General features: G+C 35.0%; 17 protein-coding genes. 6 read left to right on the plus strand and 11 right to left on the minus strand.

All coding sequences use genetic code 11. From position 1 onward, the window contains the following. Positions 1–3: 3 nt before the first annotated feature. From J2W95_RS09810 to J2W95_RS09830, 5 genes are all read left to right on the plus strand, one after another. Positions 4–1,593, plus strand: a complete 1,590-nt coding sequence (locus J2W95_RS09810) for a GH39 family glycosyl hydrolase (protein WP_310006432.1) — start codon at positions 4–6, stop codon at positions 1,591–1,593. Between the two features lie 45 nt (positions 1,594–1,638). Then, a complete protein-coding gene (locus J2W95_RS09815) occupies positions 1,639–3,867 on the plus strand; it encodes a glycoside hydrolase family 3 C-terminal domain-containing protein (protein WP_310006434.1) in 2,229 nt (742 codons plus the stop codon). 97 nt (positions 3,868–3,964) lie between these two features. After that, positions 3,965–5,473, plus strand: coding sequence for a cellulase family glycosylhydrolase (locus J2W95_RS09820; RefSeq protein ID WP_310006435.1), 1,509 nt, complete (start codon positions 3,965–3,967; stop codon positions 5,471–5,473). 93 nt (positions 5,474–5,566) lie between these two features. Continuing rightward, entirely contained in the window at positions 5,567–7,516 is a 1,950-nt protein-coding gene (locus tag J2W95_RS09825) for a sialate O-acetylesterase (protein ID WP_310006437.1), read from the plus strand. 177 nt (positions 7,517–7,693) lie between these two features. After that, the gene (locus J2W95_RS09830; RefSeq protein WP_310006440.1) at positions 7,694–10,102 is read left to right on the plus strand and encodes a glycoside hydrolase family 95 protein; all 2,409 of its coding nucleotides are present in this window, start codon (positions 7,694–7,696) and stop codon (positions 10,100–10,102) included. Between the two features lie 55 nt (positions 10,103–10,157). Here the strand turns inward: J2W95_RS09830 and J2W95_RS09835 are convergent, their stop codons facing one another. From J2W95_RS09835 to J2W95_RS09845, 3 genes are all read right to left on the minus strand, one after another. Beyond that, complete coding sequence (locus J2W95_RS09835; RefSeq protein WP_310006442.1) at positions 10,158–11,144, minus strand: Gfo/Idh/MocA family protein; 987 nt, start codon at positions 11,142–11,144, stop codon at positions 10,158–10,160. 10 nt (positions 11,145–11,154) lie between these two features. Then, positions 11,155–11,871, minus strand: a complete 717-nt coding sequence (locus J2W95_RS09840) for a DsbA family oxidoreductase (protein ID WP_310006444.1) — start codon at positions 11,869–11,871, stop codon at positions 11,155–11,157. 96 nt (positions 11,872–11,967) lie between these two features. After that, on the minus strand, positions 11,968–12,411 hold the full coding sequence (locus J2W95_RS09845) for an ArsR/SmtB family transcription factor (protein ID WP_310006446.1): 444 nt from the start codon (positions 12,409–12,411) through the stop codon (positions 11,968–11,970). Between the two features lie 304 nt (positions 12,412–12,715). On the opposite strand from J2W95_RS09845, the gene J2W95_RS09850 reads away from it, so the two are divergent. Further along, entirely contained in the window at positions 12,716–13,987 is a 1,272-nt protein-coding gene (locus J2W95_RS09850; protein ID WP_310006449.1) for a tetratricopeptide repeat protein, read from the plus strand. Positions 13,988–14,203: 216 nt separating this feature from the next. On the opposite strand, the gene J2W95_RS09855 is transcribed toward J2W95_RS09850, so the two are convergent. The 8 genes from J2W95_RS09855 to J2W95_RS09890 form a co-directional block, all read right to left on the minus strand. Further along, complete coding sequence (locus J2W95_RS09855) at positions 14,204–15,574, minus strand: NADH-quinone oxidoreductase subunit N (protein WP_310006451.1); 1,371 nt, start codon at positions 15,572–15,574, stop codon at positions 14,204–14,206. An 18-nt stretch (positions 15,575–15,592) separates the two neighbouring features. After that, positions 15,593–17,035 carry a complex I subunit 4 family protein gene (locus J2W95_RS09860; RefSeq protein WP_310006452.1) on the minus strand — a complete coding sequence of 481 codons (1,443 nt, stop codon included), beginning with the start codon at positions 17,033–17,035 and terminating at the stop codon, positions 15,593–15,595. Positions 17,036–17,044: 9 nt separating this feature from the next. After that, positions 17,045–18,928: an NADH-quinone oxidoreductase subunit L gene (nuoL, locus tag J2W95_RS09865; RefSeq protein WP_310006455.1), complete on the minus strand. Its 1,884-nt coding sequence runs from the start codon at positions 18,926–18,928 to the stop codon at positions 17,045–17,047. 6 nt (positions 18,929–18,934) lie between these two features. Beyond that, entirely contained in the window at positions 18,935–19,255 is a 321-nt protein-coding gene (nuoK, locus tag J2W95_RS09870; RefSeq protein ID WP_310006456.1) for an NADH-quinone oxidoreductase subunit NuoK, read from the minus strand. Further along, on the minus strand, positions 19,255–19,764 hold the full coding sequence (locus tag J2W95_RS09875; RefSeq protein WP_310006458.1) for an NADH-quinone oxidoreductase subunit J family protein: 510 nt from the start codon (positions 19,762–19,764) through the stop codon (positions 19,255–19,257). The genes nuoK and J2W95_RS09875 overlap by 1 nt, the downstream gene beginning before the upstream one ends. Next, positions 19,764–20,309, minus strand: a complete 546-nt coding sequence (locus J2W95_RS09880) for a NuoI/complex I 23 kDa subunit family protein (protein ID WP_310006460.1) — start codon at positions 20,307–20,309, stop codon at positions 19,764–19,766. Before J2W95_RS09880 ends, J2W95_RS09875 begins: the two co-directional genes overlap by 1 nt. Before the next feature lie 124 nt (positions 20,310–20,433). Then, the gene (nuoH, locus tag J2W95_RS09885) at positions 20,434–21,486 is read right to left on the minus strand and encodes an NADH-quinone oxidoreductase subunit NuoH (protein WP_310006462.1); all 1,053 of its coding nucleotides are present in this window, start codon (positions 21,484–21,486) and stop codon (positions 20,434–20,436) included. 3 nt (positions 21,487–21,489) lie between these two features. Beyond that, positions 21,490–22,521 carry an NADH-quinone oxidoreductase subunit G gene (locus tag J2W95_RS09890; RefSeq protein ID WP_310006464.1) on the minus strand — a complete coding sequence of 344 codons (1,032 nt, stop codon included), beginning with the start codon at positions 22,519–22,521 and terminating at the stop codon, positions 21,490–21,492. Positions 22,522–22,528 lie beyond the last annotated feature (7 nt).

Consider the following 22,528-nt stretch of genomic DNA (forward strand, 5'->3'; position numbering starts at 1 on the left):
CTAATGAAAAATAACTTAGCAATAGTTTTTATTTTAATTATTCTAAACAATGTCAATTTGTTTGGACAAAATTCGAACACGGTAAAATCTGATACTAGAATTATAAAAGTAGATTTTACTAAAACGACTGGAAAAATGAACACCATGTTCAAAGAATGTATTGGTGCTGGACGTGCTAATGAAGGATTACGTGCCGATTGGCAGCAACAATTGGCAATGGCCAAAAAGGAATGTGATTTCAAATACATCCGTATGCATGGTTTATTGACCGATGATATGGCGGTTTACCGTGAGGACAATAAAGGAAATCCTGAATATAATTACCAGTATATTGATGCTTTGTTCGATTTTCTTATAAGTATCAAGATGAAACCTTTTGTGGAGTTAGGTTTTATGCCATCAGCATTAGCGAGTGGCAGTCAAACTATTTTTTGGTGGAAAGGAAATGTAACCCCTCCAAAAGACTATAATAAATGGGGAGATTTAATTAAAAATTTAACGCAGCATTTTACAGAGCGTTATGGAGCAGAAGAAGTAAAAACCTGGTATTTTGAAGTTTGGAATGAACCCAACCTGACGCCTGGGTTTTGGACTGGTACACAAGCCGAATATTTTAAATTATATGAATTTGCTGCAAAAGCGGTCAAAAGTGTAAATCCAGCTTATAAAGTTGGTGGTCCTGCTACTGCAGGTGCTGCTTGGGTTCCAGAAACAATTGATTTTTGTGCTAAAAACAATGTGCCAATAGACTTTATTTCGACACATACTTACGGTGTTAATCAAGGATATTTAGATGAATATGGTTCTACAGGGACGGTTTTAAGTAAAGACGATTCAAGTATTAGCGGGGATGTTCTCAATTCTAGAAAACAAATCTCAGCTTCAGTTAAACCAAATTTAGAATTGCATTATACAGAGTGGAGTTCATCTTACACTCCTGCAGATCCAATTCATGACAGTTATCATTCGGCTGCTTATATTCTTCAAAAATTAAAGCAGGTAGGAAATGCTCCAAACTCAATGTCATATTGGGTTTTCACAGATATTTTCGAAGAACCGGGACCTAGATTTACGCCTTTTCACGGTGGTTTCGGATTGTTGAATACGCAAGGAATTAAAAAGCCAGCCTATTTCTCTTATGCCCTAATGAATAAATTAGGAGAAACCGAACTTAAGAACACTGATACTTCATCTTGGGCAACTAAAAATGCTAAGGGAGATGTTCAGTTGTTATTTTGGAATTTCACATATACACTGCCTGAAAAAGATGTTAATAATCAAGCATACTATATAAAAGATTTGCCGTCTAAATCAAAAGGGGAGGTAAAAATTGAAGTAGAAGGTTTGCAGAAAGGAAAATACAATTTGGAGATTTACAAAGTGGGCTATAAAGTAAATGATGCTTACACCGATTATTTAGGAATGAATAAACCGAATCAGCTTAGTCTTCAACAAGTAAATGCTCTTAAGAAAAATAACAATGGCTTACCAATTGCAACTGAGAAAGTAAACATCGATGCTACAGGAAAGTACAGTAGAAGTTACAAGATAAATGAGAATGATGTTGTCTTTTTCAGTTTTGTAAAACAATAGGTTTTAATATTTCGATCGATAATAATTATAATAATTCCGAAAATAATGAAAAATACAATCAAATACGTTGCAATGGCTGTGTCTATCCTTGCATTTGCTGATGGCAATGCACAAGCAGCAAAATCTAATAAACAACAAAACACTTATGTTGGTAAAGAGATTACAAATGAGAACGATGCTGCTATTGAGAAATTAATAGCTCAAATGACTCTTGATGAGAAAATTGGAATGTTGCATGGTAACAGTATGTTTACATCTGGAGGTGTAAAACGTTTAGGTATTCCAGAATTAAAAATGGCAGATGGACCACTTGGAGTTCGTGAAGAAATTTCTCGTGATAATTGGTCTCCAGCGGGGTTAACAAATGATTTTGCTACTTACTATCCTGCGGGTGGAGCATTATCGGCTACATGGAATGCAGAAATGGGCTATACTTTTGGAAATAGTTTAGGACAAGAAATGCGTGCCAGAGATAAAGACATGTTGCTTTCGCCAGCTATTAATATTGTGAGAACTCCACTTGGAGGGAGAACTTATGAATACATGAGTGAAGATCCTTTTTTGAACAAAAAAATTGCTGTGCCTTTAATTGTTGGTTTGCAGGATAATGATGTTATGGCTTGCGTAAAACATTTTGCTGCCAATAATCAAGAAACGAATCGTGATTTTGTTGATGTTCAAATTGATGAGCGTACCCTTCGTGAAATTTATTTACCTGCTTTTGAAGCATCTGTTAGAGAGGCAAAAGCGTATAGTATCATGGGAGCTTACAATAAATTCAGAGGGGAATACTTATGTGAGAATGATTTTATGCTAAATAAAATTTTACGAGACGAATGGAATTTTAAAGGTATTGTTGTGTCGGATTGGGCTGCAGTTCATTCTACTGTAAAATCTTTAGAGAGCGGATTGGATATCGAAATGGGAACTCCAAAAAAGTTCAATGAATTTTTCTTAGCGGATAAATTAATTGCTGCTGCCAAAAATGGAGAAATTTCTGAAAAAGAAATTGATAAGCATGTGAGAAGAATTCTGCATACTTTATACCAAGTGAAAGCAATGGGCGGTAAAACACGTGCAACAGGAAGTATTGCTACCGAAGCACATTATCAAGATGCCTACAAAATTGCCTCAGAAGCGATAGTGCTTTTGAAAAATGAAAATAACGCATTGCCTCTAAAACTAGATGGCGTAAAATCAATTGCTGTTATTGGAAATAATGCGACTAAGAAAAATGCTTTGGGCGGATTTGGTGCTGGTGTAAAAACTAAAAGAGAGGTTACTCCTTTGGATGGGTTAAAAAACAGATTACCAAGCTCCATCAAAATCAATTATGCTGAAGGATATTTAGAGCGTTATGAAGAAAAAAATAAAGGGAACTTAGGAAATATAACTTCTAACGGACCAGTTACTATTGATCAATTGGATCCAGCCAAATTGCAGGAAGCAATAGAAGCCGCTAAAAACTCGGATGTTGCGATTGTTTTTGCAGGTTCAAATCGTGATTATGAAACAGAAGCTTCAGATCGTAGAGACTTAAAATTGCCATTCGGACAAGAAGAATTGATTCAAAAAGTGTTGGAAGTGAATCCAAGAACGATAGTGATATTAATCGCTGGAGCGCCTTTTGAAATTGATGATGTAAGCAAAAAAACAAATGCCTTAGTTTGGAGCTGGTTCAATGGATCTGAAGGAGGTAATGCTTTGGCTGATGTATTGTTGGGAAAAGTAAATCCATCTGGAAAATTGCCTTGGACAATGCCTAAAACTATTATGGATTCGCCTGCACATGCTACAAATAGTTTTCCTGGAGATAAAACAGTTGAATATAAAGAGGGAATATTGGTAGGTTACAGATGGTTTGATGCCAAAAAAATTGAACCACTTTACCCTTTTGGATACGGATTGTCATACACCACTTTTGCTTTCGACAATGCTAAAGCAGATAAAAAAGAATATGCAAATAGTGAAACGATTTCAGTTACTGTAACGGTTAAAAACACTGGAAAAGTTGATGGTAAAGAAGTTGTTCAATTGTATTCTTCTAAATCAGATTCCAAAATTACCCGTGCTGCCCAAGAATTGAAAGGATTCCAAAAAGTATTAGTTAAAGCTGGAGGTTCTGAAACAGTAACGATTAAAGTTCCTGTAAAAGAATTAGCATATTACAACATAGACACCAAAAGCTGGGTAGTTGAAACTGGAAATTACACTTTGAAATTAGGAAGTTCTTCTCGTGATATTAAAAAAGAAGTAAACGTAATCATTAAATAGCATTCGCATTCCTTATAATTTAAACCCAGAATCTGCACAAGACTTTCAGTGTGGATTCTGGATTAAATAACTAACCATAAAACCAAAATTTGCGAAAATGAAAAAAATAGTAATCAATCGACTATTTAGCGTCTTTTTATGTTTTACTTTTTTAGGGCTTTGGGCTTGTAGTCCCGATTCAGGAACGGATAAAAAACCAGAAACAATTACGATTTCAGCAGATGCTAGTAAAATTGATTTTCAGACAAAAGGGAACGCAGTAGCTGTAAAAGTCACCACAAATGCAACTGCTTGGACGGTAACCACCTCGGATGCTAGTTGGATTCAGTTGAGTCAGCTTTCAGGCGGAACAGGGACAACGACATTAAATATAACAGCTTCAGAGAATACGACTGCTGCAACAAGAACTGCTGTAATTACAGTTAGTACAAACCAAGTTGCATCCGTTCAAATTTCGGTTTCACAAGTTGGGGTTACTCCAATTGTGAGTCTTTATCCAAGTTATAATACAAATCCACTGCCAGCTGATGCAACAGGAATGACGAGTAATGCAGTAGAGCTTGCAGCCAAAATAAAATTGGGTTGGAATATTGGAAATACACTTGAAGCTACAGGCGGGGAAATCGCTTGGGGAAATCCAAAAGTGACCAAATCATTGATTGATTTGGTTAAAACAAATGGATTTAATGCTATTAGAATTCCTTGTTCTTGGGATCAAAATCAAGTGAGTTCAACTACGGGACAAATCAAAACGGAATGGCTCAATAGAGTAAAAGAAGTGGTTCAGTATTGTGTTGACAACGATATGTATGTTATCGTTAATATTCATTGGGACGGTGGATGGCTAGAGAATAATGTGACTGATGCTAAGAAAAAAGAAAACAATGCCAAACAAAAAGCCTTTTGGGAACAAATCGCTACTCATTTACGAGGTTTTGATGAACATTTGCTTTTTGCAAGTGCCAATGAACCGAATGTTGACAATGCAACTCAGATGACAGTTTTAACATCCTATCACCAAACGTTTATCGATGCGGTTCGTGCTACAGGAGGAAAAAATGCGAATCGTACATTAATTGTTCAGGGTCCAGCAACAGATATTGAAAAAACAAATAAATTGATGTTGACTTTGCCTACTGATAATGTTGTTAACCGTATGATGGTTGAGGTACATTATTACACACCATGGAATTTTGCGGGTCTAACTAAAGATGAAACCTGGGGGAAAATGTTCTATTATTGGGGAGCTGATTATCATTCAACAAGTGATAAGGAACGGAATGCAACTTGGGGTGAAGAAGCTGATTTGGAGAAAAACTTCAAATTAATGAAAACTCAATTTGTAGATAAAGGAATTCCGGTTGTGTTAGGAGAGTTTGGCGCAATTCGTCGTACTACTTTAAAAGATGATGCTCTAACTTTACATCTGACTTCAAGAGCTTATTATTTGAAAACAGTTGTAAAACAAGCTAAAGCTAATGGATTATTACCTTTTTATTGGGATGAAGGAAGTTTGGATGATAAAGGTTTTGGAATCTTTAAAAGAAGCGATAATACAGTATTTGATACTCAAGCTTTGACTGCTTTGCAAGATGGATTGAAGTAACTTCAGAGTTACTAAGTTGTTGAGACTCTATGATTCTAAGTTTTGTTAAGATTTAGAATCATAGAGTCTTTTAAAAATAAAAAAATAAAAAAAATGAATAAAAGTATTGTATTTCTTTTTTTGATGTTAGGAATGTTGGCAAATGCCAATGTCCGAATGCCTTTGCTGTTTTCTGACGGAATGGTGTTGCAGCGCAACAAAACAATTCCAGTTTGGGGTTGGGCTGACGCTAATGAAAAAATTGAAGTTCGCTTTAATAAGCAAATAAAAACTGTTCAAGCCGATAAAGATGGTAAGTGGACGATTGGCTTAAACGCCGAAAAAGCGGGTGGCCCTTTTGAATTAACCATTACAGGAAAAAACAAAATTGTCATCAAAGATGTTTTGGTTGGCGAAGTCTGGATTTGTTCGGGACAATCCAATATGGAATTTCAGGTGTATAAAACCATGAATGCTCAAACCGAAATCAACGATTCAAATTATCCTATGATTCGTCATTTTGGAGTAGCTCAAGATTTAAGTGGTACTCCAAAAGAAGATTTAAAAGCTGGAAAATGGGAAGTGAGCAGCAAAGAAACTGTTGGCAATTTTACCGCTATTGGTTTTTATTTTGCTAAAAAATTATATGCCGAATTAAAAATCCCAATCGGAATTATCAATACCTCATGGGGCGGAACCAATGTAGAAACTTGGACAAGCCGTGAAGCTTTTCAAAAAAGTGATGAATTCAAAGATATGATAGCCGGTGTTCCTTCGGTAGATATGGATGCAATTTTTGAAACATACAAAAAATCACTTTTAGACAATATCAAAAAAATTCAAGGTTTTGAAGTAACTGATGCCAATCAAGATCAATTTAAAAATCCAGATTTTAAAGATGCCAACTGGCCAGAAATAAAAGTGCCTTCACTTTGGGAAAACCAGCAGATTGGAAATATTGACGGCGTAGTTTGGATGCGAAAAACTATTGTTTTATCTGCAGAGCAAGTTAAAAAAGAAGCCGTTTTGTATTTGTCCAAAGTTGATGATGAAGACCAGACCTATGTTAATGGAGTTCAAGTTGGAACCAACAATATTTGGGATTCAAAAAGAGTTTATAAAATTCCTGCTGGTGTTTTAAAAGAAGGATCAAATGTAATTGCCGTTAAAATTACGGATTATAGTGGAGGTGGAGGTATTTATGGTGATCCAGCCGATTTGAAAATTGATTTCAAAGATGCCGTTGTAACCCTTGACGGACTTTGGAAATTTAATGTGGTAAATGTTAAAATTTCCGTTTCGCCAAACAGTTATCCTTCGTTATTGTATAATGCGATGGTAAACCCGTTAATTCCGTATGCTTTTGAAGGTGTTTTGTGGTATCAGGGCGAAGCCAATGTTTGGAGAGCCAATCAATATAAGAAAGCATTTCCTTTAATGATTACCGATTGGAGAACCAAATGGAATCAAGGCAATTTTCCTTTCTATTTTGTGCAGTTGTCAACCTTTGATGAGTTTGGCGGAAACAGTAAAAAAGGCAGTCGTTGGGCAGAACTTCGTGAAGCACAAACCGAAACATTGAAAGTGCCAAAAACAGGAATGGCAGTAACAACTGATATTGGAAATGCAAAAGACATTCACCCAACAAACAAGCAAGATGTTGCAAAACGTTTAGCGGCTATCGCCTTAAATGATGTTTATGGAAAAAAACAAGTTAACAGTGGTCCAATGTACAAAGCAATGGAAATTAAAGGAAATCAAATTACAGTAAGCTTTGCATCCATTGGTAGCGGATTGTCGACAACTGATACAACTGGAAATCTAAAAGGTTTTGAAGTTGCAGGAGCTGATAAAGTTTTTTATCCTGCCAAAGCAATCATTAAAGACAACAAAGTAATCGTTTCCAGCGAAAGCGTAGCAAATCCAGTTGCTGTTCATTACGGTTGGGCAGATGACGATACAGAAATCAATCTTTTCAATAAAGAAAATTTCCCGGCATCCCCTTTTAGAACCGATAATTGGGAAATGATTACTGCTAATGAGAAATATAGTGTCAGCAAGTAATTGTTGGGCGTGACCACATTTATAAAAGGCGCTATTCATCAAGCCGCTTATTGCGCGCCTTTTGTAAATGCGGTCGGGCTATCCGCGTTACTTCGGTAACTTGCTTTTATCCCTCACGCAAACCAAGATTGCGTAAAGGTTTGCGTTAAAAACAAAGTAAATTAAAAACATATAATTATGCAGTCAAATTCTTTTCACAAGCTACTTTTAGTTTTCATCTTTTCCCTCTTTTGCAAGGAAGCAGTAGCGCAATCCACCAATGTTCTTTGGTACAAACAACCCGCAGAATTTTTTGAAGAGAGCCTAGTTTTAGGAAACGGAAAAATGGGTGCAACAGTTTTTGGCGGTGTAGAATCAGATAAAATTTATCTGAATGATATTACGCTTTGGTCTGGAGAACCGGTAAATGCAAATATGAGTCCGGAAGCTTATAAAAATATACCAGCAATTCGCGAAGCGTTAAAAAACGAAAGCTATAAACTGGCTGAAGAATTGAATAAAAAAGTTCAAGGCAAGAATTCCGAGTCTTATCAGCCACTAGGAACGATGGAAATTAATAATTTCCACACAGGAAAAGCTTCCAATTATCACAGGGAATTGGATATTTCGAATGCAATTTCTAAAGTCAGTTATGAAATTGAAGGTGTAAAATATACCCGTGAATATTTTGTTTCGGCTCCAGACCAAATTATGGTTATCAAATTGACCAGTAGCAAAAAAGGAACTTTGAATTTTGATATCCATTCAAGTAGTCTGCTAACTTCAAATTCTGAAGTAAAAAATAATCAGCTTACAATGACAGGTTTTGCACCGATTCATGAAAACGCAGGATATTCAGTTCCGCTTCTTTTTCTTGCGCAAAAAGAAAGAGGAACACGATTTACTAATTTGATAAAAATTAAAAACACTGATGGGGTAATTGTAAGTTCCGCCAATAGTTTGGGTTTAAAAGACGGAACCGAAGCCTTGATTTACGTGTCCGTTGCAACCAGCTTTAATGGTTTCGACAAAAATCCTGCTACCGAAGGAGTCAATGATAAAGTGACAGCATCAACCAATTTGGACAAAGCTTTTGCAAAATCATTCGATAAATTAAAACAATCACACATTGCCGATTATCAAAAATTCTACAACAGAGTAAGTTTAAATCTAGGAAAAACTACAGCTCCTGATTTGCCTACAGACGAACGCTTATTGCGATATGCTGACGGTAACGAAGATAAAAATCTAGAAATTCTGTATTTTCAATACGGTCGTTATTTGTTGATCAGCAGTTCTAGAACTCTTGGGGTTCCAGCCAATCTCCAAGGACTTTGGAATCCGCATTTGCATGCGCCTTGGAGCAGTAATTACACAATGAATATCAATCTGGAAGAGAATTATTGGCTGGCCGAAAACACCAATCTTTCCGAAATGCATTTGCCACTTTTGAGTTTTATTAAAAATCTTTCAGTAACGGGTAAAGTAACGGCGAAGACTTTTTATGGAGTTGATAAAGGTTGGGCAGCAGCACACAATTCAGATATTTGGGCAATGACTAATCCAGTTGGACAATTTGGCAAGGAAGACCCAATGTGGGCTTGTTGGCCAATTGCTGGCGCTTGGCTAAGTACACACATTTGGGAACATTATGTTTTTACAGGTGATAAAAACTACTTAAAAAATGAAGGCTATCCATTAATGAAAGGAGCAGCTGAATTCTGTTTGGATTGGTTGGTAGTTGATAAAAACGGAAATCTAATCACTTCACCATCTACTTCACCCGAAAATCAATACTTAGCACCCGATGGTTTTGTCGGCGCCACAATGTATGGTGGAACTGCCGATTTAGCTATGATTAGAGAATGTTTTGATAAAACAATAAAAGCTTCAAAAGTTTTAGATATTGATACCGATTTTAGAGGAAAACTAGAAGAGGCTTTAGTTAAATTATATCCTTACCAAATTGGAAAAAAAGGTAATTTGCAGGAATGGTATTTTGATTGGGATGATAAAGATCCAAGACACCGTCATCAGTCGCAATTGTTTGGACTTTTTCCAGGCGACCATATTACCCCATTGAAAACGCCGGAATTAGCAAACGCTGCCAAAAAAACACTGGAAATAAAAGGCGATGAAACGACTGGCTGGTCAAAAGGTTGGCGAATCAATCTTTGGGCAAGACTTTGGGACGGAAATCGTGCCTATAAAATGTTCCGTGAACTACTTCGATACGTAGATCCTGATGGAAAGAAAACTGAGAAGCCAAGAAGAGGAGGAGGGACGTACCCAAATTTATTCGATGCGCACCCACCGTTTCAAATAGACGGAAATTTTGGTGGAGCGGCAGCAGTTGCCGAAATGTTAGTACAATCCAATGAAAATGAAATCCGTTTATTGCCTGCTTTACCCGATGCTTGGGAAAGTGGATCTGTAAAAGGAATCTGTGCCAGAGGTGGTTTTGAAATTTCGATGGAATGGGAGGGCAAAAAGCTTAAAACGGTTTCGGTCTTTTCTAAAAATGGAGGGAAGACGGAACTCATTAACGGAGATAAGAAACAAATTATAACTGTTAAGAAAGGTCAGAAACTAAAAATAAACTGGTAAAAGAAAACGGAGATGCTAACAAATCAGTATCTCCGTTTTTTTTACTATGATTATTCTAAAGTGGGTTCCCAATAATCTGATCCATCACCCAGCTAGTGTGAGCCGCTGTAAATGCATTTGAAGGATGTTTGGAGTTTCCAAGCAAATGTTCCCGCATTTGCTCCACATGGTGTAGCTGAATATTTTCAGGATGAGTTATGTTATGGGCAGATTCTCCTGTAGCATTTCTTAGGATTAAAGGATCATTTTCAAATACAGAGAACTTGATTTTTCCTTTACTGCCGTAAATCTCAACAATATCTTCGCGTTCGAAAGAACCAAAATTCCAACTTCCGCTTCCTGTTACACCAGATTCATGTATCCAGTGTGCGGCACAAGCATCTTTTGAAGAGTATAATCCTTGCTGATTTAAGCTAACTCCGGAAACTTCTTTTATTGGACCGAGGTAATGAATGAACAAGTCCAGTCCATGACTGGCCAAATCGTCAAAATAGCCTCCTGTTGCGATTTTTATATCGGTTCTCCAATTGTATTCGCCTGAACGATCTTGATCGCTTGTAGGCTTGCTCAAGTGCCATCTTATATGTCTAACGTCACCAATGGCTTTTGAATCAATCCATTTTTTTATTTGTTCAAATCTTGGGAGGGTTCGTCTGTAATAAGCAACAAATACGGGGATGTTTTTTGTTTCAAAAGCTTCTGCAATCGCTAAGCAATCTTGATAGTTTGGAGCCAATGGTTTTTCAATACAACATGGTTTTCCTGCCTCGGCTACTTTTAATCCGTAATATTTATGTGTGTCTGGCGGTGTTGCAATATATACAGCATCAATTTCGGGGTCATTTATTAAGGTATCGGCATCTGTATAATATTTAGGAATACTATGCCTTTTTGCGTAATCTGCCACTTTTTGTGGATCTCTGCGCATTACCGCTTCAATAGTGAAACCTGCTGTTTTTTGGTAGGCTGGACCACTTTTAAGCTCTGTTACATTGCCACAGCCAATTATTCCCCATCGAAGGGTCTTTGTTATTTCGTTCATGTTTTTAGTTTTATTCACAACCGTCAATTCCGCAGCTATTGGCATCGGAAGGATTTTGTAATTGTAGTGAAGTGTTAAAGTTGCCTTCTTCCCATGTTTTCTCAAGAGTTTTCAAAAAGACATCGGTAGGTTGCGCTCCAGATACTGCGTATTTATTATCGAATACAAAGAATGGAACTCCTGTAACTCCAAGATTTTGTGCTTGCTGCTGGTCCTGTCTAACTTCTTTTGTAAAAATATCAGTATCTGCGAGCTGTTTGATTTCGTCAATATGTAATCCTGCTTTTTGACCAGTTTCTTGTAGTGTATTCCAGTCATTGACATCTTTACCTTCGGTCAGGTACGCTCTGAAAAGCAGTTCTTTTAATTCGTTAGACAGATTGTGTTTTTTTGCCAAATGCAATAATCGATGTGCATTTAAAGAATTGGCCAAGATTGCTTTCTCAAAATGAAAATCCAATCCGGAACTTTTAGCATTTTCGGTCATGTTTTCGATCATGGTTTGTGCCCAATCGGTGGTTTTTCTATATTTTTCTGCCAGATGGTCTATGATGCTTTCATTCGGAGTTGCAAAGAAACTTGGGTCTAACTGAAAACTTTTCCATTCGATGGTAACAGAATCTTTATTTTTAAATTGCGAAAGTGCTTCTTCAATTTTTCTTTTTCCTATATAGCAAAACGGACACATTATATCCGACCAGATTTGTATTTTTAATAGATTTTTCATTGTGATATATTTCTTGACTGTGCCAAATAATTTTTAAAGTACAAAATTAAAGAAATTGAATTTCGAACTTTTGTTTTTTAAGTTTTTATTATAATACTACTCAATATTGCCTTGGTCAGTCTTCCTTTTTTTATCCGGAAATTTATAGTTTAACTCTTTTAAATACAATTTGTCTCTTTTCTTGATTTTGGGAGTTGGCGGAAGTACCGGAATTTCTGCTTCTTTTGAAAGTAATTTGTTAGACAAATAATGGGTTAAATATTTTTTTAGAATTTGAATTTTTTCTACTTCAATTGAATAAATGGTTTTCTTTCCAACATGCTTTACATTTAATAAATCAGCTTTTTTTAATTCTAATAAATGTTTTGATATAGTTGATTGTGCTAATGGGATTAGAGAGACAATTTCGCCACAGGTCCTATTGTTTTTGTTCCATAATAGTGTCATTATTTGCATTCGTGTTGGGTGTCCCAAAGCTTTGCAAATTTCTGCGATTGCGTTTGTTTCTTGATCGAAATCTTGTCTTTTAGTCGTGCCCATAATTTGCAAATTAAATCATATCGTAATTTAGCGATTATATTTGATATGCAGTACGTTGTGTGGTTATTTTTTTTAAATAATCTGTATTCTGTATTTGGCGTAACTCTATTGTGATTTTTGAAATGTAAATTCACGTATAAATACGTGTAAAGGGAAGTTTTTTAATCTATAGCTTTGAAAATATCAAAAAAGTATTATGATTTTGTCAAGGTGAAATTATTTTTATTTTGAAGATTTTGACTCTTTTTTTGGATTAGTATAATGTCCCAACATTTACCTTTTTTATTAATTTAAACTGCCATTTATGAAAAGTATTTTTAAAACCCTTTTTAGTTTGTTGTTGTTTATTCCTTTGACTTACGCTCAAAAAAATCAAATTAAAGCTGCGCAAAAGGAATTAAAAGCTGGTAATTCGGAACAAGTAATTGCAATTTTGTCTCCAGTTGAATATTTGATTAGCAATGCTTCTGATGAGGATAGAATTCATTTCTATTATATAAAAGGAACTGCTTTAGTTGATTTAGCTAACCAAAACATTAATACTTCCAAAAATCTTTCACAAGCTGTTACTGCATTTAATGATTTGATAGATGTTGAAAAAGAATCAAACCAATATAAATTTACTTCAGAGGCAATCGAATCACTAAGTAAAATTAAAGAAGAGCTTGTAAATAGGGCCAATGAGAATTTGGAAGTCGAAAATTTTCCAGAATCTTCCAATAAATTTTATCAAGCTTATTTAATAGACAGAAAGGATACTCTCCAGCTATATAATGCTGCAGTTTGTTATAAAAAAGCGAATGAAAATGAAATGGCATTAAAATGTTATGAAGAATTAAAAGCAATTAATTATTCTGGAAATATTGAGGTTTATATCGCTTACAGCAAAAGTAAATTGCAGGATGAATACTTTGGAACAATTAAAGAAAGAAATACACAAATTCAAAACGGAACTCATTTTAGACCAAGACAAGAAATTCAAACCAAAAAAGCTGAAATATATAAAAGCATTGCAATGATTTATGTGCAAAGTGGCTATAAGGAAAAAGCAATGAAAGCAATTTCTCAGGCTAGAAATCTGGATAGTCAAGATTTGCAATTGGCCTTGGTTGAAGCCAATTTGTATTTAGAAACAAAGGATTATGATTATTACGACAACCTTGTTTCTGTTATTATAGAATCCAATCCCAATAATGCTGAATTACTGACCAACTTTGGCGTTAATTGCCAAAACGAACAGTATTATGATGGAGCGGAATACTATTATAAAAAAGCTATTGAAATGAATCCTAAATATGCAGAAGCATATGTGAATCTTTCAGCATTATTGGTCGAGAAAAGTATTAAAATAAGAAACAAAATGAATGAATATTTAGGGTCTTCTGATTCTGATAAAAAAGCTTTTGGTGTATTGAAAATTGAGAAGGAACAAATTGTAAAAAGTGTATTTACAAATCTTCAAAAAGTTGTTAGTATTGATCCTTTCAATAGTAGTGTAAAACAATTAATGAATAGTATGAATACGCCAAGTATTAATTATGATTCATCTAGAGTCGCTTTGGTATCAGGTGAATAAAAGGATTTATACTATTGAAAAAAGGGTATAATAGTCAACTGGATTATATCAAAATAATAGCTAACATGCATAGCTAGCAATAATATAATGTTAAGTTTTGAGTTGAATTAGATTAGGGTAAAAAACCATCAATTATTGCAATTGGTGGTTTTTTTTATGAAAAAAAAGTCACTAACAATTTCTCATTAGTGACTAAAATATATTTTTTGTAAAATCTTATGCTAATAGATCTAAAACTAGCGAAGGGAACAATCCTATAATGATATTTAAAAGAATTGCAACAACGGCAACTGCATAAATCAAGAATGGCTTTCCACTGCGGACTTCGTTTGGTTCTTTGGTATACATTGCCAAAATCAATTTAAAGTAGTAACCAACGCTTATAATTGAGTTGATAACTGCAAATATAACCACCACTAAATAACCCGCTTGAATCGTTTGGCTAAACAAAACCAATTTAGCAAAGAAACCTGCAAATATTGGAATACCGGCCATAGAAAGTAATGATCCGGTTAAAATAGCAGCCAACAAAGGATTTGTTTTTCCTAAACCGTGAAAGTTTACAACATCTTCATTTTCTCTGTTTTTGCAAACGTATAATATAACACTAAAAGCAGCAATACCAGACAATGCATAAGCAGATGTGTAATACAATAAACTTCCTGCTGAAGTAGATAAACTTAATAATGTCATCAACATAAATCCAGCATGTGAAATTCCTGAAAAAGCAAGCATACGTTTTACATTGACCTGCCTCAAAGCCATGATATTACCAACAGTCATAGATGCAATAGAAACGACTACCACTACAATTTGGAAAGAATAATTAATATCAGCATGCATGCTTGACAATAATTTATAAAGTGTCGCGATTGCTACAACTTTTGCCAAAGTACTCATCAAAGCTGTTGTCAAAGTTGGAGAACCTTCGTAAACGTCAGGAGCCCAAAAATGGAATGGAACTGCTGCGATTTTGAATAACATTCCGATAGTCACTAAAACAATTCCGATTGGGAACCAAATTGGAAGTTCTGCCGATTGAGACATATCGCTAATTTCAATGATGTCGAATGACCCCATTGCTCCATAAATCATGCAGATTCCAAATAAAATAATCCCTGATGCAAAAGAACCCATCAAGAAATATTTCATACCTGCTTCGTTACTTTTTACATTTATTCTATTGCTAGCAGCAAGAATATAAAGCGATATCGATAATATTTCTATCCCTAAAAAGAACATAGCTAGATTTCCAAAAGAAACCATGGCAACAGCTCCAGACAATAAGAATATTTTAATGGCGATATAATCAGAAAGTTTACTTTGATGATTATCATAGAAATTATGGCTCAATGCCACCAAAAATATTGTCAGAACTATAAATAAACTTGAGAAAGAAACTGAAAAGTTACTTACTGTAATCATATTGTTATAGTAAGTCGCAGGAGAATTAAATTCAGAAACAGTAAGCCCTAGAATTGCTAATAATCCAATAATTGTTATTGGAATAATCGCTTTTCTAAAATCGAATATTTCTAATATAAGGCACAAAACACCTAATCCTATTATAGCTATTAATGTTGTCATTTATATTATGCTTTTTACTTAATTGTATTTATTAATAGTGTTTAAAATAGCCTCTAGACTTGGTGTTATCAAATCGTTGATTGGTTTTGGATAAAGTCCAAAGAAAAATAAAACTGCAATAATAATTACCAGTGTTAAACCTTCAGAGAAAGTGATATCGGCAAAAACTTTAGTGTTAGTTTCTCCAAGCATTACGTGTTGGAACATTTTCAACATATAATAAGCTCCCAAAATAATTGTTGTTCCACCCAAAATTGCAAACCAAATATTTATTTGAGAAAGACTGTACAGTACTGTAAATTCTCCAATAAAGTTAAAAGTTGTTGGCAAAGCCACTGAAGCTAATACCAAAATTAAAAACATAGAAGTGAATTTTGGAGATTGGTAACGAATACCACCCAATTCAGATATTTGTCTTGTTTCGTATCTTCTGAAAATGATTTCAGCTGCGAAGAACAATCCAACTACCACAAAACCGTGGGCAATCATTTGTAAAACGGCTCCTCTAAAACCATCAAGGGTTAAAGTATAAGTTCCGGCTGCTATTAATCCAACGTGGGCAAGGGAAGAATAAGCCAACAGTTTTTTCAAATCTTTTTGTCTCAATGCAACAATAGAACCATAAATAACTCCTGCAATACCAACACCGATGAATATAAACATATAGTCTTTGGCTGCTAAAGGAGTCAAAGGCAATTGCCAACGGATAAGGCTGTACAATCCCATTTTTAGCATAATACCAGATAAAAGCATAGTTCCAAGAGTTGGAGCTTTTTGGTAAACATTCGCCTGCCAAGTATGAAAAGGAATTAAAGGAATCTTAATGGCATACGCCAAGAAGAAAGCAGTAAAAATCCATTTTTGTTCAATTACGGTTAAGTCTAATTTGTATAAATCTTCGATTAGGAAGCTTCCCGCTTTAAGGTACATATAAACAAATGCTACAAGCATAAATAAAGATCCTGCAAGAGTGTAGATAAAGAATTTAACTACCGCTTTTTTACGTTCTTCAGCATCTCCATTACCCCAAATCAACGCGATAAAGTAAATTGGAATCAATGATAATTCCCAAAAGATATAGTATAATAGTCCGTCGCTTGCCAAGAAAGTTCCTGTCATTGCAAACGACATAAACAATATTAGAGCATAAATCGCTTTTGAATTTTTGAATTCATTGCCAAAAGAAGATAAGATTATAATGGCAGTCAAGGCAGTTGTCAATAAAACCATGGCTAACGACAATCCATCCGCTTGTAATGCAAATGAAACTTTAGGTAATGTTATCCATTCGCTGATGTAGCTTATGTTTTCGCCTAAATTAAAATGATTTAACAAAACTATTGAGCAACCTGCAGCCGCTAATCCGAAAAACAATGCCACTTTTGAAGCGAGTTTGTCACCAGCTAAATAAGTTGCAAATGCGCCAACTAAAAGGATGATTAATATCAGAGATACATTCATAGTATATAATTATTGAGCTAGAAATAAAAATGAAACAATGGCACACATGCCTAAAACAAAAGCAAATAGATAGAGACCAACACTTCCATTCTGGAATCTTTTACCTTGGTAACTAAGTTCGCTGGCAACTTTTCCTAATCCAAAAACTAGTGAAGAGATTCCTGTTTCAACATAATCCCTAAAGAATTTTGATAAACTATTTAAAGGTGCTACAAACACTGAATCATATATTTCATCAACGTAGTATTTGTTGTAAAGTACTTTTGTAAGACCAGTAATTTTAGCATCTTCGCTTGGTACTTCATTTTGTTTGAAGTATTTTGCATAAGCAATCCCAATTCCAACTAATCCACCAACAACGGCAATTGCCATTAAAATATATTCAGTTGTTCCTAATCCATGTTCTTCTGATGTCGCTTTCGCAAAAAGTGGAGCTAAATATTCATTCAACCAACTATTACCAGGTAAACTAATTGCTCCTCCAATAGTAGCCAAAATAGCCAATACAATCAAAGGAAAAGTAATTAAAGCAGGACTTTCGTGTAAATGGTGTTTTTGTTCTTCAGTTCCTCTAAAATCATTAAAGAAAGTTAGGAACATCAATCTAAACATATAGAAAGCAGTCATTATAGATGCTACAGATCCAACAACCCAAAGCGGAATGTTATGATGGAAAGCTGTCATCAAAATTTCATCTTTAGAGAAGAAACCTGAAAACAACGGTACACCAGAAATTGCTAATGATGAAATAAGCATTGTCCAAAAAGTAATTGGCATGTATTTTTTTAATCCACCCATTTTACGCATATCTTGTTCTCCATGCAAACCGTGAATTACAGATCCTGATCCTAGGAATAAACAAGCTTTGAAGAAAGCGTGAGTGATTACATGAAATACGGCTACTTCATAAGCACCAAATCCTAAAGCCAAAAACATTAAACCCAATTGGGAAACAGTAGAGTAGGCCAGTACTTTTTTAATGTCAGTTTGAACTAAACCAATAGTCGCAGCAACCAATGAAGTTACACCTCCTACTACGGCAATTATTGTTTGTACTTCTGGTGTTAAGTCAAATAAGAAATGCATTCTAGTTACCATAAAAATACCTGCAGTTACCATCGTAGCAGCGTGTATTAATGCCGAAACGGGAGTCGGTCCTGCCATCGCATCAGGTAACCAAGTGTATAATGGAATTTGTGCCGATTTTCCACAAGCTCCAATAAACAAAGCCAAAGCGGCAATGCTTAACCAAAGTGTATCTACATTACTTGCTGCTGCAATTGCAGTTTTCAAAGTAGCAAAATCCAATGTTGAGAATAAGCTTCCTAATATAAAGATTCCGATTAGCAAACCTAAATCTCCAATTCTATTCATAATGAATGCTTTTTTCGCAGCATCATTAAAAGCTTGATTTTTATACCAAAAACCAATTAATAAGTATGAACAAAGTCCAACTCCTTCCCAACCAATGAACATTACCAATAAGTTGCTTCCAACTACTAGTGTGATCATAAAGAAGATGAACAAATTCAAATATGCAAAGAACGAATGCATTTTTTCATCATCATGCATATAGCTGATGGAGTAAATATGAATCAATGAACCAATACCGGTTACAAACAATAACCATAAAACAGATAATTGATCCAGTAAAAAACCAAAACTCACATTGAAGTTGCTGATTTGAATCCAATCAAATAATTCGATTGATATCGCTTGTTTCGTTTGATTGATTTGTAGAAAAAAGGAAATCGTAACAATAAACGAAACAACCACAGAAAGTGTTCCGATGATTCCTGAAACAGATTTTCCTAAACTTTTCCCGAAGAAAACATTAATTAAAAATCCTAAAAAAGGAGTTAATAGTAAGACTAAAGCTAAATTGGTATCCATTGCCATTTATCCTTTTAAGTTTTTTAAATTATCGATGCTAATTGATCCAATATTTCTAAATATCGAAACTAATATGGCCAGTCCCACTGCAACTTCAGCTGCCGCTACTGCCATGGAGAAAAATACGAATACTTGCCCTTGTGCGTCTTGGTGGTAAGTAGAGAAAGCCACAAACAATAAGTTTACAGCATTCAACATAATTTCAATAGACATAAATACAATGATTGCATTTCGTCTATATAAAACCCCAAAAATTCCAATACAAAAAAGTACGACACTTAAGAAGATATAGTTTTCTATACCAATCTGAGTTAAAATATTGTTCATTATTTTTCTAATTTTTCTTTTTTAGACAATAATACCGATCCAATCATTGCAACCAATAACAAAATAGAAGCAAATTCAAAAGGCACCATATATTCGTTCAATAATGCTTTTCCTAGCACTTTTATTGATTGGTAATCTTCGCCTGTATAGTCGTATTCAACGATAGGCTTAGAGTCAATAAAGATTTTTATCAAAACCAAACAAACCAAACAGAAGGAAACGATCGCACCCAATCTAGTGAACCTTGGTTTATGCACTTCATCTTCTTGGTTAAGGTTCATTAACATGATTGTAAACAGTAATAAAATCATGATAGCCCCAGAATAGACAATGATATGTACAATGGCCAAAAATTGAGCGTTTAATAATAAATAATGTCCTGCTATAGAGAAAAAACAAATTACTAAGTAAATAGCACTGTGTATTGGATTTCTGCTAAAAATAGTTAAAAAAGCTGTTAGCAATGTGATTGCAGACAATACGCAAAATAGAATAAGTACTGTTGACATTAGTTAGCGTTTTTAAGTTGTGTATTTTTCATAGCCATTTCTAGTGGCATAACTAGTTTGTCTTTTCCGAAAATGAAATCTTCTCTGTCATAATTAGAAGGAACCAATTCTTTAGAGATAGTCAAATAAATAGCATCTTTTGGACAGGCTTCTTCACAAAGTCCGCAAAAAATACATCTCAACATATTAATTTCATATATCTCAGCATATTTTTCCTCTCTGTATAAATGCATTTCATTCGCTTTACGCTCACCCGCTTTCATTGTAATGGCTTCAGCAGGACAAGACAAAGCGCATAATCCGCACGCAGTACAGTTTTCTCTACCTTGTTCATCACGTTTTAACATATGTTGTCCACGGTAAACAGGACTCATCTCACGAACTTGCTCAGGATATTGAATCGTTGCTTTTTTTCTGAATAAATGCTTCAGCGTAATGATCAAACCTTTTACAATCGCAATCAGATACATGCGTTCCAAAAAAGTCATCTCCTTGTTGGAGACCATTTTTTTTCTTCCCGATAAGGATATAGTTTCTATTGACATTTTATATTTTTTATTTGTAGCTAATCCTGCTATCCGTTGCAATCTTTTATGTTTTTAAAGGAAAAACATAAAAGGATTTTCACTTCTATCAGGGCTAGTCCCCGTTAACATTGTGATTTGGTTCTTAAAATCCGAAATAAGCGGCAATTTCACTTCTCAAAAGCACAACTCCAGTAATCATAATATTTACAATTGCAAGCGGAATCAAAATTCTCCATCCCAAATGCATCAATTGGTCGTATCTAAATCTTGGTATAGTCCAACGAACCCACATGATGAAGAAAATAAAACCACATAATTTAATGAACAGCGCAGCCATTCCTAACACGTTGGCAATATTTACTCCCCAGTTTTCCAATACCCATCCCATTCCAGGATAATTGTATCCACCAAAAAATAATACAGCCAAAATGGTAGAGGAAATAAACATATTTGCATATTCAGCAAATAAGTAGAAACCCATTTTCATAGAGGAATATTCTGTGTGGTAACCACCAATTAATTCCGATTCACATTCTGCCAAATCAAAAGGCGTTCTGTTTAATTCTGCAAAAGAACAAATAAGGAAAATCAAAAAGGTTAAAGGTTGATAAAGTACATTCCAATGCCATTCTGATTGTTGTAATGAAATTTCTCTTAAGCTTAAAGTTCCCGTCATCATAATCAAAGCGATTATGGACAATCCCATCGCTACTTCATAAGAAACCATTTGGGAAGCAGCTCTAATAGCACTCATCAAAGAGAACTTATTGTTAGAAGCCCATCCACCAATCATAATTCCATATACTCCTAGCGAAACAACTCCAAAAACATATAATATGGCAACATTTACATCAGTTGCCTGTAATAAAATATCTCTTCCAAACAAGTGTAATTTGTCTCCCCACGGAATAACGGCACTAGTCATTAAGGCCGTAGCCATTGCAATTCCTGGACCGACAAAAAATAAAAACTTGTTAGGTGTGTTTGGTTCAAATTCTTCTTTTGAAAATAATTTCAAACCATCGGCAAGCGGTTGAAATAAACCCAATGGTCCTGCTCTGTTTGGTCCGACTCTGTCTTGCAGCCAAGCAGCTACTTTACGTTCTGCCCATGTGGAATACATAGCCATCAACATTGTAAGTGCAAAAACCACTACAATCACAACACTCTTTTCTATAATAAATGTACTTTCCATTTCTTAAGATTTTTGAGTATTAGTGTCCAATGGATTGGCAGCCATACTTATTTTTTTTCTGTCTTGGTCTCTACCCAAAAGAATATTTTTCTCAGTAGCAATTTCTACTTTTTCTAATTTTTGAGTATAGTTGTTTTGATTGATAACTGAATCTTTTTCAAATTCACGTGGTCCTTCAATAACCCAATCAGAAACTTCTTTTTTGTCAAAACGACAAGTATTGCAAATGAATTCTTCTACTTCATGGAACTCATCTTTGCGGCCAGTAACACGTTGGATTTCGTTTCCAAACATCCAAACCGTTGTTTTTCCACAACATCCAGGTGTAGTACATTCTCTATGCGCGTTATAAGGCTTGTTAAACCAAACTCTTGATTTGAATCTAAAAGTTTTATCAGTCAAGGCACCAACTGGACAAACATCAATCATGTTTCCAGAGAACTCATTAGTTATAGCTTTTGAAATACAAGTCGAGATATTAGCATGATCACCACGATCCATTACTCCATGAACACGATCGTCTGTCAATTGATCCGCAACTTGCACGCATCTTTGACATAAAATACAACGATTCATGTGTAATTGAATGTTTGGACCAATATCTTCTGGTTCAAAAGTTCTTTTTTCTTCAATAAAACGAGATGCTGATTTTCCGTGTTCGAAGCTTAAATTTTGCAAATCACATTCTCCAGCTTGGTCACAAATTGGACAATCAAGTGGGTGATTGATTAACAAAAATTCCGTCACCGATTTTCTTGCTTCCTGAACTCTAGGAGATGCTTTACTGGCGATTTCCATTCCGTCTTGACAACCTGTTACGCAAGATGCCATTAATTTTGGCATAGGTCTTGGGTCAGCATCACTACCTTTGGTTACATCAACCAAACAACAACGGCATTTTCCTCCACTTCCTTTTAATTTAGAATAATAGCACATTGCTGGCGGAACAACTTCTCCACCAATCATGCGCGCAGCTTGCAAGATCGTTGTTCCTGCTTCTACTTCAATTTCTTGACCGTCTATGGTTACTTTCATTTATTTA

This window comes from Flavobacterium granuli, assembly GCF_031456055.1.
In the GTDB taxonomy this organism is placed as follows: domain Bacteria; phylum Bacteroidota; class Bacteroidia; order Flavobacteriales; family Flavobacteriaceae; genus Flavobacterium; species Flavobacterium granuli_A.